The following is an 18,035-nucleotide window of genomic DNA, read 5'->3' on the forward strand; positions in this document are numbered from 1 at the left end:
GCGTCGGGCAGTCGTCCGGGGCTGGTCGGGGAGTGGCTGCCAGCGGTTCCTCGTAACGTTGTGTCCATGAACGTCTTCGGAGTGGACATCGGCGGGTCGGGGATCAAGGGCGCACCCGTGGACCTGGAGCGCGGCGACCTGGCAGAGCCCCGCCACAAAGTACTCACACCGCACCCGGCCATGCCCGACGCCGTGGCCGACGGGGTTGCCGAGGTGGTGGAGCACTTCGGCTGGTCGGGCCCCGTCGGGATCACCTTTCCCGGCGTCGTCACCGGTTCCGTGATCCGCACGGCCGCGAATGTCGACAAGGGCTGGATCGACATGGACGGCGGCAAGATGCTGGGCGAGCGGCTCGGCCTGCCGGTGACTTTGCTGAACGACGCGGACGCGGCCGGGGTCGCCGAGATGACCTTCGGCGCCGGCCGCGGCCGCAAGGGCACGGTGATGCTGCTGACCTTCGGTACGGGCATCGGCAGCGCCCTCTTCGTCGACGGCAGGCTTGTGCCGAACACGGAGTTCGGCCACATGGAGCTGCACGGCCACGAGGCGGAGAAGCACGCGTCGACCAAGGTCAAGGACGACGAGGAGCTGAGCTGGGAGCAGTGGGCGCACCGCGTCCAGAAGTATCTGCAGTATCTGGAGATGCTCTTCTCGCCCGAGCTCTTCATCATCGGCGGCGGGGTGAGCCGCAAGGCGGACAGGTTCCTGCCGCTGATCAAGCACGTGCGCGCGGAGATGGTCCCGGCGCAGCTGCAGAACAACGCGGGGATCGTGGGGGCGGCGATGACGGCGGCGGCGCGGTAGGTCCTGCCGGGGCGGGCGCCGTGCTGCCTGCGGCGCTGCCCTGCCTGCGGCGCCGGGCTACCGGCGGACGCCGGGGCGGCGCTGGGCCTGCCCCGTCCGGCCGGCGCCCGCCCGTTCGGCCGCACTCCGGGCCGACCGGCGGCGGATCATGAGACCCACCTTCCGCGCGATCGTGATGAGCCCGGCGATGAGCGTGCCGCCGTACAGCCAGCCCGCGTTCACGGCCAGGGCCGTCACGACCGCCATGATCTGACCGCCGATGCCACCGATCCCGCCCGAGATGGGGACGACCCCCACGGTGAAGGCGATCGGCACGCTGATCGGCGCGGTGACCAGGTCGGCGCTGCGCACCCACAGCGCGGTCAGGGCACTGAGCGGCAGGAAGAGCACGCCGTACACGACCGCCGAGCCGTCGAACAGCAGCCAGTCGAGCGCGCCGATCAGCAGCATCGTTGCCGAGGCGAAGAGCCCGGCGCCGAGACCGGTCAGCCGGGGGTTCGGCAGCCTGCGCAGCGCGAGGATGACGGGCGGCACCGGACGGCCCGGCCGTGAGCCGGGGGGACCGGCCTGACCGGGCCGGCCCGGCTGTCCGGACTGGTCGGGGCGACCGGGCCGGGCCGCGACCCGGTACACCGCGGCGCCCTCGATGAGCGCGCCCTTCCCGGAAAGAGGGGCCTGCGGCCGTGGCCGCTGCGAGGGACCTGTCCTTTGCTCCACGTGACCAACGTAGGTCGCCATGAGTGAGTGTTCCGATACAGGACACACCTTTTGGGTGACCTTGGCCGTGAGTTCGACGCAAATCCGCCCCAGTGGCGGCCTCCGGTGTTCCCGTCGTCGGCCCCGGCGACACGCCCGTAAACTGGGGGATCGGCCCACCCGGGGCCGGGCCCCCCGGCCCTCAGCCAGTCCTACTCCAGGAAGTCGCCAACGTGTCGCTCACGATCGGAATCGTCGGTCTGCCGAATGTCGGCAAGTCGACCCTGTTCAACGCCCTGACCAAGAACGACGTGCTGGCGGCCAACTACCCGTTCGCCACCATCGAGCCCAACGTCGGCGTGGTCGGCGTCCCCGACGCCCGGCTGGGCAAGCTGGCGGAGATCTTCGGCTCCCAGCGGATCCTGCCCGCGACGGTCGACTTCGTCGACATCGCCGGCATCGTCCGCGGCGCGAGCGAGGGCGAGGGCCTCGGCAACAAGTTCCTGGCGAACATCCGTGAGTCCGACGCGATCTGCCAGGTCATCCGGGCGTTCAAGGACGAGAACGTCGTCCACGTCGACGGCAAGGTCTCGCCCAAGGACGACATCGAGACGATCAACACCGAGCTGATCCTCGCGGACCTCCAGACCATCGAGAAGGTCCTGCCGCGCCTGGCCAAGGAAGCCCGCATCAAGAAGGACGTGGCCCCGAAGGCCGCCGCGGTCGAGGCCGCCCAGGCCATTCTGGAGGAGGGCAACACGCTCTTCTCGCAGGGCATCGTCCAGGGTTCCGAGAAGGCCGCGCTCCTGCACGACCTCCACCTGCTCACCATGAAGCCCTTCCTCTACGTCTTCAACGTCGACGAGGAGGAACTGGTCGACGAGGACTTCAAGAACGAGCAGCGCGCGCTCGTCGCCCCCGCCGAGGCGATCTTCCTCAACGCCAAGCTCGAGGCCGACCTCGCCGAGCTCGACGAGGAGGACGCCATGGAGCTGCTCCAGTCCGTCGGCGCGGAGGAGCCGGGCCTGGCGACCCTCGCCCGCGTCGGCTTCGTCACCCTCGGCCTCCAGACCTACCTCACGGCAGGCCCCAAGGAGTCCCGCGCCTGGACGATCAAGAAGGGCGCGACGGCCCCCGAGGCGGCCGGTGTGATCCACACCGACTTCCAGAAGGGCTTCATCAAGGCCGAGGTCATCTCCTTCGCCGACCTGGTCGCCACGGGCTCGGTCGCTGATGCCCGCTCGGCGGGCAAGGCGCGCATGGAGGGCAAGGACTACGTGATGCAGGACGGCGACGTGGTGGAGTTCCGCTTCAACGTGTGAGCGGTTCGGTACTGCACGTCAGTGCGATTCGTCAAGGCGCAGGTCCGGGGCCGGGCTCCGTCGTGAGCCCGGCCCCTTCGTCGTTCCCGTTCCGGCTTGGTGCCGGCCTCGGATGTGCCTCGCGGGAAACGCCCGTGGTGCTCCGGTGAGCAATCCACTGCTGACTGTTACTTTCATTGGGCGCTTGATATCCTGCGCCCAATGAAAGTATCGCCGAGCCTGCTCCCCATCCTCCGATCCCGTATGCAAGGCGAGCTCCTCGCGCTCGTGCTCCTGCACCCGGAGCGCGAGTACAGCATCACCGAGCTGGCCGCTGACGTCGGAGTGACGCCCACGGCCATCCTGCGCGAGGTTGACCGGTTGGCCGGCGGTGGCATCCTTACCGACCGGAAAGTGGGGCGCAGCCGCCTCGTCAAGGCTCGTACGGATACCCCGCTGTACCGTCCGTTGAGCGATCTCATGTCCGTCTCTTTCGGCCCCATGCCCTTGCTCACTGAGGCGTTGGCGAAACTCGAAGGTGTACAGCGGGCCTATATCTACGGCTCTTGGGCCGCCCGGTACAACGGCGAGCCGGGGCCACCGCCCGCTGATGTCGATGTCCTCGTTGTGGGTGATCCCGATGCCGACGCGCTCTTTGACCTTGCCGAGGAGGCGTCGCGCCGGCTCCGTCGTGAGGTCAACGTCCATCGGGTTTCCGTCGAGGCCTGGGAGGCTCGCACGGATGATCCGTTTCTTACCAGCGTTCGCGAACGTCCGCTGGTCCAGTTGAACCTTGACCTGGAGGCGTAGTGACGCGCTGGAATCAAGGCCGGTCGACAGTCGACTCGCTCATCGGCAGGGGTGAGCTTGAGCGCGTACCCGCTTCCCGGCAGGCCGCCGAAGCGGAACTGGTCCGGGCCCGTACGCATGTCGGCTCGGCGCGGCAGCTGTTGGCCACGGACCCAGAGGGCGCGTACACACTCGCCTATGACGCCGCGCGCAGAGCGTTGGCCGCGGTACTGCAGAACCAGGGGCTGCGCGCCACCAGCCGTGGTGGCCATACCGTCATCTACGAGACCGTGCGAGCGCAGCTCGACCCGCCGCTCGGGTCCATGCTGCGTCCCTTCAATCGCATGCGAGCCCGGCGCAACGAAGTCGAGTACCGGTCTTCGGAGGCTCCGGCCGTGACGTCGGAGGAGGTCGAGGCCGACTTGGCGAAGGTTGAGGCGCTCATCGAGCTCGCGGAGAAGGCGATTCCGAACATGCCGCGCTATTGAGGCGAGCCCTGATCGGCTGCCCGTTCGCCGGGCATGAGCGCCGACGTCGGGACTCCTCTGGATAGGCTTCTGTGTTGTCTGTGCGCAGGGGGAAGCGATGCGTCGTCGTACGGTGGTGAACCGCCGGGCGTCCCTTCTGGGTGGCGCCGTTGTTGCCGTTGCCGCATTGGTGGTCGTGATCCAACCGGGGGCGGACGAGTCCGGCGAAGCGGCCGCAGATCCGGAGCGGAGGTGCGTCTCGTCGGTTCCGTACACCTCCGGCACCGGCGGCTACGACACCTACCGCATACCCGCGGTCGTCCGGACGCGAGCCGGGACCTTGCTCGCCTTTGCCGAGGGCCGGGTCGGCGGCGCGGGGGACAGCGGCAGCATCGATGTCGTTCTCAAGCGGTCGCGCGACGGCGGCTGTACGTGGGGCCCGTTGCAGGTGGTCGCGGCGGGCAGGGGTGACACCCGGGGCAATCCGGCGCCGGTCGTCGACCCTCGTACCGGAGATGTCGTGCTGGTCACCTCCTACAACAGCGGTGAGGTCACCGAGGCGCAGATCCTGCGCGGCGAGGTCACGCGGGAGCAGAGCCGTCGCGTGTTCGTGCAGAGGAGCCGGGACGACGGGCGGTCGTTCTCCGCGCCGCGGGAGATCACGCCGTCGGTGAAGAAGGCCGACTGGCGCTGGTACGCGACGGCGCCGGGCCACGCCGTCGCCCTGACGCGGGGCGAGCACACGGGACGTCTGGTGGTTCCCGCCAATCACTCGGTTACGCCGCCTGCCGGTTCTGCGGACACGGGGCGGGAGCCGAAGTACTACGGGGCGCATGCGATCTACAGCGATGACGGTGGCCGGTCCTGGCGGTTCGGCTTCGTGGAGGACGCATACGAGGGCGTGAACAACGCGAACGAGTCGAGTGCGGCGCAACTGCCGGATGGACGCCTGTACTTCAGCGCACGGGACCAGCACGGGACGAGCGCGGGGAACCGCCTGGACGCCTACTCCGCCGATGGCGGTGCGACGCTGGACCGTGGCTATGAGCAGCAGCCCTCGCTGCGCGACGTGCCGGTGGTTCAGGGCAGTGTGCTGCAGGTGGCCGGGCGGGGCGGGCCGCTGTTGTTCTCGGCGCCCTCGGTGCCGACCGCTCGGGAGTCGATGGCGATCTGGAGCAGTGCGGACGGGGGGCGTTCCTTCGGCAGGGCGCTGACGCTGTCGTCGCGGAAGGCCGCGTACTCGGATCTGGTGCAGCCCGATGCCGAGACGGTGGGGATCTTGTACGAGACCGGGGTCGAGGAGCCGTACGAGACGATCGTGTTCCGCCGCATCCCGTTGAAGGTGCTGCCGCCCAACGGCGGGTAGCGTCCCCGGCGGCGGGCGGGTGGCGCCTTCCGGCGGCGGCGCATCGGCCGTATCGCCGCCTCGCTCATCGCACCGCCTTGAAGACGTCCAGGCTCGCCAGCTCGCTGCGGGTCACTTCGGCGAAGATCTTCTTCAGGGCGGCGTCGATACGGGCGAGCTTGTCGTCGGGGAGCCGCAGGTCCCGGGCGATGCGTCCAGGGGACACACCACCGTGCCAGGCGATCACCACGGTGCCCCCGGGCCGTACGACGCGGTGCAGTTCCCGCAGACCGGCCTCCAGGTCGGGCCAGATCGCCACATTGTTGACCGAGACGACCCGGTCCACGCTGAGATCGGTGAGGCCGGTGCGCTCCGCCGTGCCGAGGCCCAGAGCGACCCGGCCGTCCCGGACGACGCGCCGGTTCACCTTGGTGGCGACGTCACGCATCGCGGGCGACGGGTCCACGCCCCGGACGAGGGCGGCACCGGTCCGGGCGGCGAGCAGCCGTACCAGCCCACCCGGGCCGTATCCCACCTCCAGCACATGGTCGCCCGGCCGGACGTCCAGGACGTCGAGCACGTCGTCCTGCTTGTTGGTCCGCAGCATGAACCGCCCGGCGAGCCGCCCGAGCACTCCGCTCGGGTGCGCGAACGGTGAGGTGACCGGCCGGTCCACGGCCCACGAACGAGGGTTGGTGTCCATGCCGCCAGGCTGGTACTTCAACCCGGCTTGAAGTCAAATGGCCCCATGGAACTCGTGGGAATCGGCGAAGCCGCCCGCAAGATCGGAGCCAACACGTCGGCACTGCGCTACTACGAGGAGCGTGGGCTCGTACGGCCGGCGGAACGTCGGGGTGGCAGGCGCATGTACGGGCCGCAGGAGCTGCGCCGTCTGGCGTTCCTGCAGATCATGCAGCAGCTCGGGATGAGCCTGGACGCGGCGTGCACCATGTTCGACGCGGACGGTGAGGAGTGGCGGGCAGGCGCGCGCGACCAGATCGGCGCGCTCGACGAACTGATCGCGCGGGCCCAGGGGGCACGGCGGTTCCTCGAGCACGCCCTGCACTGTCCTGCCGACCACCCCGCCCAGGAATGCCCCATCGTGATCGAAACCTTGGAGCGGAGGCTCGCCGGAGTCTCCTTCGAGGAGCTCGCTGCGGAGCACGGCCATCAGGTGACCGCCGCGAGCCAGGGGTTCACCGGTGGGCACCGAGAGGACGGCGGGTCCGCAGCACGCCAGGCCCCGGCCACGGCGTAACACCGTCTCGTCCCGGCCCGGCCCGTAGGGTCCCGTCCCGTCCCGTCCCGTCCCGGCCCGGCCCGTCCCGTCCCGGCCCGTCCCGTCCCGTCCCGGCCCGTCCCGTCCCGTCCCGTCCCGGCCGGGACGGGCTCGGTCGACGCCGTCCCGGAGGCGCAGTTCAGGCCGTCGCCGGCCCCGACTTGAGTCCCGCCCCGCACAGCGGCAGCACCGTGCCGCGGTCGGCCGGCCCGTGTGCCCCGACCGCCGCCCAGCACGCCGCCGCCGTGGACTCGACGTACAGCCCGCGCCCCGCGAGGTCGAGCTGTGCGGCGCGGATCTGGTCCTCCGTCACCGTCAGGAAGGTGCCGCCGGTGGCGCGGACCGCGGTGAGGATCTGGCGGGCACGCGGCGGATGGGCGATGGCGATGCCCTCCGCGAGGGTGGGGGCCGGGAACGCCTGCGCCAGTACGTCGTCGGCGCCCGCCCGGAAGGCGAAGGCGAGCGGTGCGACGGCGGCCGCCTGTACCGCGATCAGGGCCGGACGTTCGTCGATGAGCCCGTGCCCGTACAGCTCGTCGATCGCGAGCGCGGCGCCGAGCAGCAGCGTCCCGTTGCCGACGGGGAGGACGAGCGTGCCGGGCAGCCGTCCGCCGAGGTCCTCCCAGATCTCGTACACGTACGTCTTCGTGCCGTGCAGGAAGTACGGGTTGAAGACGTGCGAGGCGTAGAAGACCCCGTCCTCGCCGGCCGCCGCGCGGGCCGCCCGCGCCGTGGCCTCCCGGTCGCCGGGCACGAGCTCGAGGTGGGCGCCGTGCGCCACGATCTGCTCCACCTTCTTCGGGGAGGTGGCAGCGGGAACGTATACGGTGCAGTCCAGTCCGGCGCGGGCGCAGTACGCCGCGAGCGCCGTGCCCGCGTTTCCACTGCTGTCGGCGATCACGCGCCGCGGCTTCAGCTGCCGTGCGAGTTCGGCGAGCATCACCGCGCCGCGGTCCTTGAACGACAGAGTCGGCATCAGGAAGTCGAGCTTGGCGGTGACGGTGTCCGTCAGCTGTACGAGCGGGGTGCGGCCCTCGCCGAGTGACACCGCCGCACGGGCGTCCGATGCGGGCAGCGGGAGGGCCTCCTCGTAACGCCAGAGCGAATTGATGCGTCCGGAAAGGGAGTTGCGCTCCACCGCGGAGGCGGTGAAGTCGAGATCCCAGGGCCCCTGGCACTGCGGACAGTGCCAGGTGAGCTCCTCGACGGGGGAACGTACGTCGCACATCGGACACAGGTATTCCGTCATGTGATCCAGGATGGCAGTTGTGTGGCACACGTGTTACGCGGCCTTCAAGGCTCTTGTGGGATTCCTATGGATCCGTCAATCTTTCGGACGGCAGCGGCACGGCAACCTCGCAGACATCCCGGCGTACCCCCGGGAAAGCGGATTGTCATGCTCCTGTCGATAACCCCCACAGCAGCGCACCACCAATGAGGAGGATCCCTCACATGTCCGTGATGCGTAATTCGCGGCGAAGACTGTCCGCCATAGGCGCCATAGCAGTCGCCGCACTCGCGCTCGGTACCGCATCCGCCCTTCCCGCCACCGCGGCCGAAGCCGCCCCGGAAGGCGTCATCCAGAACGAGGACGCGCCCGGCGCCATCGCCGGCAGCTACATCGTCACCCTCGACGAGTCGGCAGCCGACGCGAGCTCCAGGGAGGGCAAGGCCCTCGCCGCGGAGTACGGAGCGACGATCAAGAAGACGTACAACGCCGCCCTCAACGGGTACGCCGTCGAGCTCTCCGAGGCCCAGGCCAAGAAGTTCGCCGCGGACCCGGCCGTCGAGTCCGTCGTGCAGAACCGCGTCTTCACGATCTCCGGGACCCAGCCCAACCCGCCGTCCTGGGGCCTGGACCGCATCGACCAGCGGGCGCTCCCGCTGAACCAGAGCTACACCTACCCCGAGCCCGCGGGTGAGGGCGTCACCGCGTACATCATCGACACCGGTGTGCGGATCACCCACAGCGACTTCGGTGGCCGGGCCTCGTACGGCTACGACGCCATCGACAACGACAACACGGCGCAGGACGGCAACGGCCACGGCACCCACGTCGCCGCCACCGTCGCCGGAAATGCCTACGGTGTCGCGAAGAAGGCCAGGGTCGTCGGCGTCCGCGTGCTCAACAACGCCGGTTCGGGCACCACGGCGCAGGTCGTCGCGGGCATCGACTGGGTGACGCAGAACGCCGTCAAGCCGGCCGTCGCCAACATGAGCCTCGGCGGCGGGGTCGACTCCGCCCTCGACACCGCCGTGCGCAACTCCATCGCCTCCGGCGTCACCTACGCCATCGCGGCCGGCAACGACGGTGCCAACGCGGCGAACACCTCGCCCGCCCGCGTCACCGAGGCCATCACCGTCGGCTCGACCACGAGCAGCGACGCGCGCTCCAGTTTCTCCAACTACGGCAGTGTCCTGGACATCTTCGCGCCGGGCTCCTCCATCACCTCGGCCTGGAACACCAGCGACAGCGCCACGAACACCATCTCCGGTACGTCGATGGCGACCCCGCACGTCGCGGGCGCGGCCGCGCTCTACCTCGCGAACAACCGCACCGCCACCCCGGCGCAGGTCTCCTCCGCCCTGACCACGGCGGCGACCCCGAACGTGGTCGGCAGCCCCGGCACCGGATCGCCGAACCGCCTGCTGTACGTCGGCGGCGGCACGACCCCGCCGCCCGGACCGAAGTTCGAGAACACCGCGGACTTCGCGATCAACGACCACGCCACCGTGGAGTCGCCCGTCACCGTCAGCGGCGTCCCGGGCAACGCCCCGTCCGCCCTCCAGGTGCCGGTCAACATCGTGCACACGTACATCGGTGACCTCCAGGTCCAGCTCATCGCTCCGGACGGCACCGCGTACACGCTGAAGGGCTACGGCACCGGCGGCAGCGCGGACAACATCAACACCACGTACACGGTCAACGCCTCCTCGGAGGTCGCGAACGGCACGTGGAAGCTGCGGGTCAGCGACAACGCGAGCGTGGACACCGGGAAGATCGACTCCTGGGCGCTGCAGTTCTGACACCCCATGAGTCCGGCATGAGTCCGGCATGAGCCCGGCATGAGTCCGGCGCTTGACGAGCAGTGAGGGGCGGCCGCGCCGAGCGGCCGCCCCTTCCTCATGCGCCGAGCGGTTCGTCCGTCGCGGGAAGCGGGAGGGCGGGATTCGCCGCGGGGTCCCCGGCCGGTTCCGCGTCCTCCAGCGGGCTGTGCCGAGTGCCCGACCGGCACGCGGTGCGGCACCTGACGGGAGGCGGAGAGCGCCCACGGACGACCGTTCTCACCCGGGCCCTTGGTTAGGGATGCGCCACGACGGCATCGACCACCGCGTCGGGCACCTGCCGTCGCTCTCGGCACACCGGACTCCATGCCTCCGCGTACTACGGCTCCGACAGGCGCGGGAGCACGTCGACCGACGCGGCCGGACCGACCGCGAGACCCTACAGGGCCGTGGTCATTCGTCCTCCTCGTACAGCACGTGCTCCGGGTGGGGCACCGGCTCGGCGACCCAGCCCGCCGTGAGGACGAGGCGCGAGGTGCGGTGGACGGCCAGGAAGCCGAAGGGGCGGTCGAACTCGGCGTAGATGCGCCTGGTCACGTATCGCGGTGGCGGTGGCATCCCGGCGGCCGCGACGGCGAAGGTGGTCACGGAGGCCGCATCGAAACCCTCCGCGTCGAACCTCGCCATGGCCGACTGCCGGGCCGAGCCGATCGCGAGCGGCTCGGCGCTGATCCCGGGGAAGTGGCCGTACCGGTCGTCCCTGGCCGTCGACAGGCCGAAGAGCGCGGCCTGCTGCAGCAGATCGTGGCTCGCGGCGAGGCGGAACGGGCTCGTGCGGACGGACAGCGTCGGCCCGGGTGATGCGCTCCGTACCGTCCGTACCTCCAGGCCGGGACCGGCCTCGCCCGGCGGCAGCAGATCGCCGGGGACGGTCCGGTACGTGCCGTCGAGGACGCCGATCCCGGACCGGAGCACATCGCCCGGTGCCATGTCGTGGTCGCCCAGCAGAAGATGGACGTCCACGCCCGTGTCGCCGAGCACCTTGAGCACCGTCAGCGGACCGGCCGCCGTCTCCGCCACGCCGACCCGGTCGAGCAGCGAGGTCTTACGCCGGAGCGCGAGCAGGTAGCGCCCCTCCCAGGGACCCGTCTCGGGAAGCATCTCGCCCTCGTCGAAGGGCCGCAGCCACGTGAGCTTCAGTGCCTGGGCGGCTGCGAGCACGAGGGGGACGCTGTCGTCGAGGGTGAGAGGCATCGACTTGATCAGCCCGTCCGTACGCGCCGACGCCCACGCGTCCAGCGTCCTGCGGTCGGCCTCCGCGTCCCCGCTCAACACGCCCACGGTGTCTGCGGGCAGACCTGCCACCCAGCTCTCGTGCAGCGGCAGCGTCCGTCTCGCCCAGAGCCGGACGGCCGTTCGCGAACCCCGTACGTTCATGAGCGCGGACATCAACTGCCTGGCGGCCGCTGCGGCTTCCTCGGCGCGCATGCCGACGGCGTCCTCCAGCTCACCGCGGGCCGGACCGTCCGCGGCGTCCGCGAGGAAGGCGAGCAGCGGCCAGACGCCGGTGGCCGAGAACACCGTGTCGCGGTCCGGTCCTGCGGTCGCCGCCCACTGCGCGGTGAGCCGGTTCACCGCGCGTATGGAATTGGCTGCCGGTGGCATGGCACCCCCCCGCTATGATCCGCGCACTTGTTCGCATGATCGCCCCGAGGAGCACCGTACCGTGGAACCGTCGTCGCAGGGCTGGGCACCACCGGACGCCTCCGGCCCTGCGCAGCCGCAGCCCCCGGCGCCGCCGTACCCCATGCAGATGCCCACCCGGATGCCCATGGCGTACGCGCCGTACGGGATGCCTCCCCGGCCTTCCACCAACGGGTTCGCGATCGGCTCCCTCGTCACCGGCATCGTGTGCTGCCTGCCGCCGCTGGGTCTCGTCCTCGGTGTGATCGCACTCGTGCAGATCAGGAAGAAGGGCCAGGACGGGCGGGGCCTGGCGATCGCGGGCATGGTGCTCTCGGCCATCAGCACGATGCTCATGACCGTCGCGTTCGCCACGGGCGGGGTCGGCGCCGCCTGGGACGGCTTCCGCGGGGCCGCGAACGAGAGCGCGAGGTCGCGCTCCACCCTCGACCTGCGGACCGGACAGTGCTTCGACATCCCCGGCGGGACCCTCGAGGAAGACGAGGTCGCGTCCGTCGAGATCGTCCCCTGCACGGTGCCGCACGATGCCGAGGTGTCCGGCACGCACACGCTCGACATGGACGACTGGCCGGGCGAGTCGAGCATCGACGACCTCGCGGCCACCACGTGCGAGGACATCGACAACGCCTACGCGTTGGACTGGTGGGCCGTTCCGGAGAACGCAGAGACGTACTACTACATTCCGAGCAGGGGCAGTTGGTGGCTGGGGGACCGGACCATCACCTGTACGTTCGGGGCCATGGACGGCAAGCTTCACGCGTCCGTCCGCAACGACAGCACCACGCTCGGCCCGGCGCAGCTTGCCTATCTGGAGAGCGAGGAGGCGGCGGGGGAGGAGATGTTCCACGAGCCGGAGGAAGCCTTCGGCGACCGTCCGGCGGCCAACCGCCAGTGGGCCCGGCAGGTTTCGAGGCGGCTGGCCGCGCAGGCGCACGTGCTGCGCGGCGTGACCTGGCCGGGCACGGCACGCAAGGCCGCCGAATCCCGTGCGAAGGAGTTCGAAGCGGCGAGTGGGCACTGGGCGCGTGCCGCCGAGGCCGAGGACGAGAACGCCTTCTGGGAGCACCGTTTCCGGGCCGAGGAATCACTCCGGCTGACGACCGAGATGGCCGTTCGGGACGCCCTCGGTCTCACCATCGTGCCTCCGGTCTGGCTGAGCGAGGAGGCAGCGGGCGACCCGGACGACCCGGAGTCGGAGGAGCTGTGAGGTGACGGGGCCCCGTGCCGGGTGGCCGGGGCCCCGCCGATCCGATGGCCTCAGAACCGCGGCTTCGGTCCCGCGGCTTCGGTCCCGCGGCTTCAGTCCCGCGGCTTCGGTCCCGCGGCTTCAGACCTGCGGCTTCAGACCTGCGTCTTCGGTCCCGCGGCTTCGGTCCCGCGGCTTCAGACCTGCGGCTTCAGACCTGCGGCTTCGGTCCCGCGGCTTCAGACCTGCGGCTTCAGACCTGCGTCTTCGGTCCCGCAGCTTCGGTCCCGCGGCTTCAGCCCCGCCGCCTCAGGCCCGTGTCGATCGCCGTGATCAGCTCGCCGTCCGGAGTGTCCCCGTCCAGCGACCAGACCATCGCGCCGCCGAGCCCGCGGTCACGGATGTACGCCGTCTTCGTACGCAGCACCTGCGGGTCGTCGTACGTCCACAGCGTCGTCCCGTCGAAGAGCCACGCGTGGCCTCCCCGGCGGTCGCGGTGGACCGTGTACGTGCCCGATTCGGCCAGCTTCTTGAGGGCCTTGTAGTCCTCGTAGCCCGCCGCCCAGGTGGCGGGCGCCGGGCCGCTCGCCGGCTGCCCGAGACCGTCCCCGCCGCCGGTGACACCCGTCCAGCCCTGGCCGTAGAACGGCATGCCCATCACCAGTTTGCGGGCGGGCGCGCCGCGGCGCAGCCAGTCGCGTACGGTCTGGTCGACGCTGAAGTCGTCGCGCGCCGCGAACAGTGCGGACTGCTGGGCCGTCGTCTTCTCGCCGGAGACATGGAAGTCGTAGCCCTGGAGGTTCACGAAGTCCAGGTCCCGCATGATCTTGCGGACCTCGAAACCGGCGTCGATCTTCGCAGGGGCGGTCGGGACGAACGCCGTCAGTTCGTACTGCCTGGGCTTCTTCAGCGACCGGCCGTACGCGTCGAGCTGGGTGCGGAACTCCCGTACGAGCGCCGTGAAGTTCTGCTTGTCCTCGGGGCGGAAGACCGTGTCCGTGTCGCCCGCCGAGCCCGGCCACTCCCAGTCGAGGTCGATGCCGTCGAAGAGGCCGGCCGCCGCTCCGGCTCCGCCGCGGGCGCCGTCGACGGGGAGGTTGCCCTTGATGTGGAGGTCGAGGCAGGAGGCGACGAACGCCTTGCGGGAAGCGGGAGTTCGGGCCGCGTCCGAGAAGTGCGTCGACCAGCTCCAGCCGCCGAGGGAGATGAGCACCTTGAGTCCGGGGTGCTTGGCCTTGAGCTCGCGCAGCTGGTTGAAGTTGCCCGCGAGCGGCTGCTCGGCGGTGTCGGCGACGCCGTCGACCGAGCCGGCGGCGTCCAGCGGACGGACGTAGTCCGCCCAGGCGTCGGCCTCGCCGGGGACGTTGCCCGTGAAGCACTTGCCGTCCGGACCGACGTTTCCGAAGGCGTAGTTGATGTGGGTGAGCTTGGCCGCGGTGCCAGTGGTGTCCAGGTCCTTGACCTGGAAGTTCCGCCCGTAGACGCCCCATTGGGTGAAGTAGCCGACGCGCTTGTACGCGGGCTTGGGCGTGGGGTGGTGCGTGGAGTGGCTGTTCCCGTCCGCGTGGTTGCCGCCCCCGCGGCCGCCGTCCGCCGATGCGGACGGCGCGAGCGCGGCGAGGAGGGAGAGCGATGCGGCGGCGATGGTCAGCCGGGCAAGGGTTCTTCGGCGCATGAGGCTCATTCCTGTGCGTGTGCCGGAGCGTTTCCATGAGCGGTGCTTGCTGCTGCCGTGCGCGGTACGGACAGGAAGGTATTGGTCTGGACCATTTGCGGTCAAGGATTCGGGACAAGCGATCAGGAATTCGGCGGACATTCGCCCGAGAGGGGCGCCATACCTGCGGTAAGTCCCCGCGTAAAGAGCGGTAATCACTTCGAGTGAAACTCTGGCCCATGCTTGCGGAGGCAACCGACGGTTGCCACGCTGTAGCTGTCTGTCAACCTGTTGGGAGTGGCCAGTGACATTCGGTGAGCAGCCCGCCTATCTGCGTGTTGCGAGCGATCTCCGCCGGAAGATCGTCAGCGGCTCGCTGCCGCCGCACACCCGACTCCCCTCGCAGGCCCGTATCCGCGAGGAGTACGGGGTGTCGGACACCGTCGCCCTGGAGGCACGCAAGGTGCTGATGGCCGAGGGCCTGGTCGAGGGCCGCTCCGGGTCCGGTACGTATGTCCGCGAGCGGCCCGTGCCCCGCCGGATCGCGCGCTCCGGGTACCAGTCGGCGTCCGGCGCCAATCCCTTCCGGCAGGAGCAGGCGGCGGAGGGCGCCCGGGGCACATGGGAGTCCGGCAGCGAGCAGGTGGAGGCGAGCGCCGCGATCGCCGCACGGCTGGGCATCGGCGCAGGCGAGCGGGTGATGCGCACGCGGTACGTCTTCAGGGACGCGGGCGAGGCGATGATGCTGTCGACCTCGTGGGAGCCGCTCTCGATCACGGGGCGCACGCCCGTGATGCTGCCCGAGGAGGGCCCGCTGGGCGGTTGCGGGGTCGTCGAGCGGATGGGTGCGATCGACGTCGTCGTGGACAACGTGGCGGAGGAGGTCGGCGCGCGGCCGGGGCTGGCGGAGGAGCTCCTGACGCTCGGCGGTGTCCCGGGCCATGTGGTCATGGTCATCCAGCGGACGTACTACGCGTCGGGGCGGGCGGTCGAGACGGCCGACGTCGTCGTCCCGGCCGATCGCTACCGGATCGCCTACCACCTGCCGGTGCGCTGACCGCCTGCCGGCGAGGCGGCCGCCTGTCGGTGCGGTGACCGCCTGCCGGTGCGATGGTGGCCTGTGACCGCGGCGGCAGGGTGGTGTGGGCGCCGCGACCACGGCGCCGCGACCACGGCAGCGTGACCGAGGTGCCCTCGGTGGCGATGGTCACGACGGCGACTGCCGTGGCCGCCGGGGCTTCCGGTGCGCCACCGGGCGCGGTGACCGCTGGGCGAACACGCTGTTCGTGGGGCGTGATCACGCGTTGACGCGGCCCCCGCTCCCGCAACGAACGGGCAATTGCCCGCAGCGCCGTGTTGTCATGCCCAGCTCCTACTTTGCTCGTCCGTACCCGCAATCCGGTCGGACGACACCAGGCCGTCGGGCTGCCCCTGGAGATCGGCTATCCGGTCACGACGCTGATCGTCATCCCGATCGTCTTCAAGGGAGTGGGCCCGCTGGCCAAGGTCCAGGCGTGGACCCAGCCGATCTGGATCGTCGGGATGATCCTGCCGTTCGTGGTGCTCGCCTTGGAAGCCCCGGACACATGGGGCGCGTTCGCGTCCTTCGGTGGTACGGAGGGCGCCGGCTCGGGCTTCTCGTGGATCGGCTTCGGGCTCGGCACGGGCGTCGCCCTGTCGCTGGTCGCCCAGATCGGTGAACAGGCCGCGACTACCTCCGCTTCATGCCGGCCAAGACGGACCAGAACAGGCGCCGTTGGAATCTCGCGGTGCTCGCCGCCGGGCCCGGCTGGGTCGTCATCGGCGCGGCCAAGCAGCTCGGCGGCGCCTTCCTCGCCTTCGTCGCGCTGGAGGCGGTGGGCACGACGCACGCCCTGGAGCCGATCGCACCTCAGATCGAGGCGCTCAAGCCCTGGCTCGGCTCGGTGGCCCTGCCCGCGGCCGCGCTCTTCGTGATCGTCTCCCAGATCAAGATCAATGTGACCAACGCCTACAGCGGCTCGCTCTCCTGGTCCAACTTCTTCTCCCGCATCACCCACAAGCACCCCGGCCGCGTCTGATACATCTTCCTCAACCTCGCCATCGCGCTGACGCTGATGGAGATGAACATGTTCGCGGCGCTCGGGAAGCTGCTGGGCTTCTGCTCGAACGTCGGCATCGCCTGGATCGCCGCCGTGGCCGCCGACCTCGTCATCAACAAGCGGATCGGGCTCAGCCCGCCGTACATCGACTTCAAGCGGGCCCATCTCCACGCCGTCAATCCGGCAGGCTTCGGCGCGATGGTCATCGCCTCGACCGTCTCCGTCGTCGCCTTCTTCGGGGTCTTCGGGCGGTACGCCGAGGCGTTCTCCACCTTCATCGCCGCCGGACTCGCGCTGGTCCTCTGCCCGTTGATCGCCTGGGCGACGAACGGCAGGTACTACCTGGCCCGCCCGAATCCGGTATGGGCGTACCCCCAGGCCGAAGGCCCTGGGGGAGGGCCGGACGTCGAGATCGAGGACATCACCGCCGCGCACACCTGCGCGGTCTGCGAGACGGCCTACGAGCTCCCCGACATCGCCGACTGCCCCGTCCGGTCGGGACCGATCTGCTCGCTGTGCTGCTCGCTGGACGCCGGGTGCGGCGACGTCTGCTGCAAGGAGCCCGCGGCCACGGGGCCGGTGCTGATGCCGCTGCCGATCGTGCGTACGGGCTGAGGCAAGGCACCGACGGCACCCGTCGGTTGCCCATCAGGGGGCGCACGCGGCCGCGTGCGCCCCCTGCGGCGTCCGGCCGTTGGCCGGATCCGTCTCTCTTCGTGAAAACACGTATCCGCTGAGTAAAGGTCAGGCGTAAGCTCAGGCATATGCGTAGTGCGGTTTCCTGGGGACGGTCGGAGTTATGCAGGCCGGCGGCGGAAGGGGTGCGATGAACGACAGCGGCGCGGTGCTTCCCTGGCTGGTCATACGTCAGGACGACAACGGCAACCGCTATCGCGTCGGCCGGTACGCCACGGAGGACGAGGCGCAGAAGATCGCCGACCGTCTCGACGCCCGCGGCCACAAGCAGCTCTACTGGGTGGAGCGCGTCGGGCAGGCGGCTTCCTAGGGGCGCAGCGGCACGCGCGAGGCTCCCGCCGCAGGGTCGCCGCGATGCGGGTTACGCTCCGGCGCATGACAGATCGTGTGGCCGCCCGGGTCGTGGTGGCCGGAGCCCTGTACGACCGGGGACGCCTGCTCGCCGCCCGCCGGAGCGCCCCGCCCGCACTGGCCGGCCGCTGGGAGCTGCCCGGTGGCAAGCTGGAGCCCGGCGAGACCCCTGAGCAGGCCCTCGTGCGCGAGCTGCGGGAGGAGCTGGGCGTCGAGGCGGAGCCGGTCGAGCGGGTGCCCGGCGAGTGGCCGCTGGGTCCGGGCTATGTGCTCCAGGTCTGGACGGCCCGGCTGCTCTCGGGCGAACCGCACCCACTGGAGGACCACGACGAGCTGCGCTGGCTGGCCCCCGACGACCTCGACGCCGTGGACTGGCTGCCCCAGGACCGCCCCGCGGTCGTGGCAGCGGTACGCCGGCTTCCCTCGGGCCCGCCGTCGCGGTCGTCGGACTCCGCGGACCCGTCGGACTCCGCGGACCCGTCGGACTCCACTGATGCGTCGGACTCCGCAGACCCGTCGGGCGGCTCCGCGGATGCGTCGGGCACCGCGGGCGGCGCGCGCGACTGAGCCCGTACGCCGTTCGTGCCACCGCGCGCCACTATCGGAGATAGGCCGCCCCGAATATCGGGTATGTGCTGATTAACCCTCTGAAAATGGACGTGGTCAGCGGTCGTGG

At 70.4% G+C, this 18,035-nt stretch carries 15 protein-coding genes and 2 pseudogenes; 12 read left to right on the forward strand and 5 right to left on the reverse strand.

The window, feature by feature from the left end:
• Window positions 1-66: 66 nt before the first annotated feature.
• Window positions 67-804, forward strand: a complete 738-nt coding sequence (gene ppgK / locus ACWCP0_RS17050) for a polyphosphate--glucose phosphotransferase (RefSeq protein WP_451079600.1) — start codon at window positions 67-69, stop codon at window positions 802-804.
• A gap of 57 nt (window positions 805-861) precedes the next feature.
• On the opposite strand, the gene ACWCP0_RS17055 is transcribed toward ppgK, so the two are convergent.
• Window positions 862-1,521: a DUF6542 domain-containing protein gene (locus ACWCP0_RS17055; RefSeq protein WP_451079601.1), complete on the reverse strand. Its 660-nt coding sequence runs from the start codon at window positions 1,519-1,521 to the stop codon at window positions 862-864.
• A 212-nt stretch (window positions 1,522-1,733) separates the two neighbouring features.
• Here ACWCP0_RS17055 and ychF point away from each other — a divergent pair, with 212 nt between their 5' ends.
• From ychF to ACWCP0_RS17075, 4 genes are all read left to right on the forward strand, one after another.
• Window positions 1,734-2,822 carry a redox-regulated ATPase YchF gene (gene ychF, locus ACWCP0_RS17060; RefSeq protein ID WP_451079602.1) on the forward strand — a complete coding sequence of 363 codons (1,089 nt, stop codon included), beginning with the start codon at window positions 1,734-1,736 and terminating at the stop codon, window positions 2,820-2,822.
• 201 nt (window positions 2,823-3,023) lie between these two features.
• The gene (locus ACWCP0_RS17065; protein WP_451079603.1) at window positions 3,024-3,611 is read left to right on the forward strand and encodes an ArsR family transcriptional regulator; all 588 of its coding nucleotides are present in this window, start codon (window positions 3,024-3,026) and stop codon (window positions 3,609-3,611) included.
• Window positions 3,611-4,078: a hypothetical protein gene (locus ACWCP0_RS17070; protein ID WP_451079604.1), complete on the forward strand. Its 468-nt coding sequence runs from the start codon at window positions 3,611-3,613 to the stop codon at window positions 4,076-4,078. Before ACWCP0_RS17065 ends, ACWCP0_RS17070 begins: the two co-directional genes overlap by 1 nt.
• Window positions 4,079-4,175: 97 nt before the next feature.
• Complete coding sequence (locus ACWCP0_RS17075; RefSeq protein ID WP_451079605.1) at window positions 4,176-5,423, forward strand: sialidase family protein; 1,248 nt, start codon at window positions 4,176-4,178, stop codon at window positions 5,421-5,423.
• Between the two features lie 64 nt (window positions 5,424-5,487).
• Here the strand turns inward: ACWCP0_RS17075 and ACWCP0_RS17080 are convergent, their stop codons facing one another.
• Window positions 5,488-6,105 carry a class I SAM-dependent methyltransferase gene (locus ACWCP0_RS17080; protein WP_451079606.1) on the reverse strand — a complete coding sequence of 206 codons (618 nt, stop codon included), beginning with the start codon at window positions 6,103-6,105 and terminating at the stop codon, window positions 5,488-5,490.
• Between the two features lie 45 nt (window positions 6,106-6,150).
• Here ACWCP0_RS17080 and ACWCP0_RS17085 point away from each other — a divergent pair, with 45 nt between their 5' ends.
• On the forward strand, window positions 6,151-6,660 hold the full coding sequence (locus ACWCP0_RS17085; protein WP_451079607.1) for a MerR family transcriptional regulator: 510 nt from the start codon (window positions 6,151-6,153) through the stop codon (window positions 6,658-6,660).
• A 160-nt stretch (window positions 6,661-6,820) separates the two neighbouring features.
• Here ACWCP0_RS17085 and ACWCP0_RS17090 read toward each other — a convergent pair whose 3' ends face one another.
• Window positions 6,821-7,930: a pyridoxal-phosphate dependent enzyme gene (locus ACWCP0_RS17090; protein ID WP_451079608.1), complete on the reverse strand. Its 1,110-nt coding sequence runs from the start codon at window positions 7,928-7,930 to the stop codon at window positions 6,821-6,823.
• 203 nt (window positions 7,931-8,133) lie between these two features.
• On the opposite strand from ACWCP0_RS17090, the gene ACWCP0_RS17095 reads away from it, so the two are divergent.
• Window positions 8,134-9,708: a S8 family peptidase gene (locus ACWCP0_RS17095; protein ID WP_451079609.1), complete on the forward strand. Its 1,575-nt coding sequence runs from the start codon at window positions 8,134-8,136 to the stop codon at window positions 9,706-9,708.
• A gap of 432 nt (window positions 9,709-10,140) precedes the next feature.
• Here ACWCP0_RS17095 and ACWCP0_RS17100 read toward each other — a convergent pair whose 3' ends face one another.
• Window positions 10,141-11,322: a serpin family protein gene (locus ACWCP0_RS17100; protein WP_451079610.1), complete on the reverse strand. Its 1,182-nt coding sequence runs from the start codon at window positions 11,320-11,322 to the stop codon at window positions 10,141-10,143.
• Between the two features lie 91 nt (window positions 11,323-11,413).
• Here ACWCP0_RS17100 and ACWCP0_RS17105 point away from each other — a divergent pair, with 91 nt between their 5' ends.
• Window positions 11,414-12,598: a DUF4190 domain-containing protein gene (locus ACWCP0_RS17105; RefSeq protein WP_451079611.1), complete on the forward strand. Its 1,185-nt coding sequence runs from the start codon at window positions 11,414-11,416 to the stop codon at window positions 12,596-12,598.
• A 274-nt stretch (window positions 12,599-12,872) separates the two neighbouring features.
• Here the strand turns inward: ACWCP0_RS17105 and ACWCP0_RS17110 are convergent, their stop codons facing one another.
• Window positions 12,873-14,252 (reverse strand): glycoside hydrolase family 18 protein, encoded by a 1,380-nt coding sequence (locus tag ACWCP0_RS17110; RefSeq protein ID WP_451079612.1) that lies wholly within the window; start codon window positions 14,250-14,252, stop codon window positions 12,873-12,875.
• Window positions 14,253-14,535: 283 nt separating this feature from the next.
• Between ACWCP0_RS17110 and ACWCP0_RS17115 the strand changes: the two genes are divergently transcribed.
• The 4 genes and pseudogenes from ACWCP0_RS17115 to ACWCP0_RS17130 all read left to right on the forward strand — a co-directional run.
• Window positions 14,536-15,288 (forward strand): GntR family transcriptional regulator, encoded by a 753-nt coding sequence (locus tag ACWCP0_RS17115; protein ID WP_351226211.1) that lies wholly within the window; start codon window positions 14,536-14,538, stop codon window positions 15,286-15,288.
• A gap of 353 nt (window positions 15,289-15,641) precedes the next feature.
• Window positions 15,642-16,927, forward strand: a pseudogene (locus ACWCP0_RS17120) (purine-cytosine permease family protein); the annotation flags it as partial.
• A gap of 211 nt (window positions 16,928-17,138) precedes the next feature.
• Entirely contained in the window at window positions 17,139-17,318 is a 180-nt protein-coding gene (locus tag ACWCP0_RS17125; protein WP_351226213.1) for an SPOR domain-containing protein, read from the forward strand.
• 65 nt (window positions 17,319-17,383) lie between these two features.
• A pseudogene (locus ACWCP0_RS17130) lies at window positions 17,384-17,780 on the forward strand ((deoxy)nucleoside triphosphate pyrophosphohydrolase); the annotation flags it as partial.
• Window positions 17,781-18,035 lie beyond the last annotated feature (255 nt).

The organism is Streptomyces sp. NPDC001970 (genome assembly GCF_053594115.1).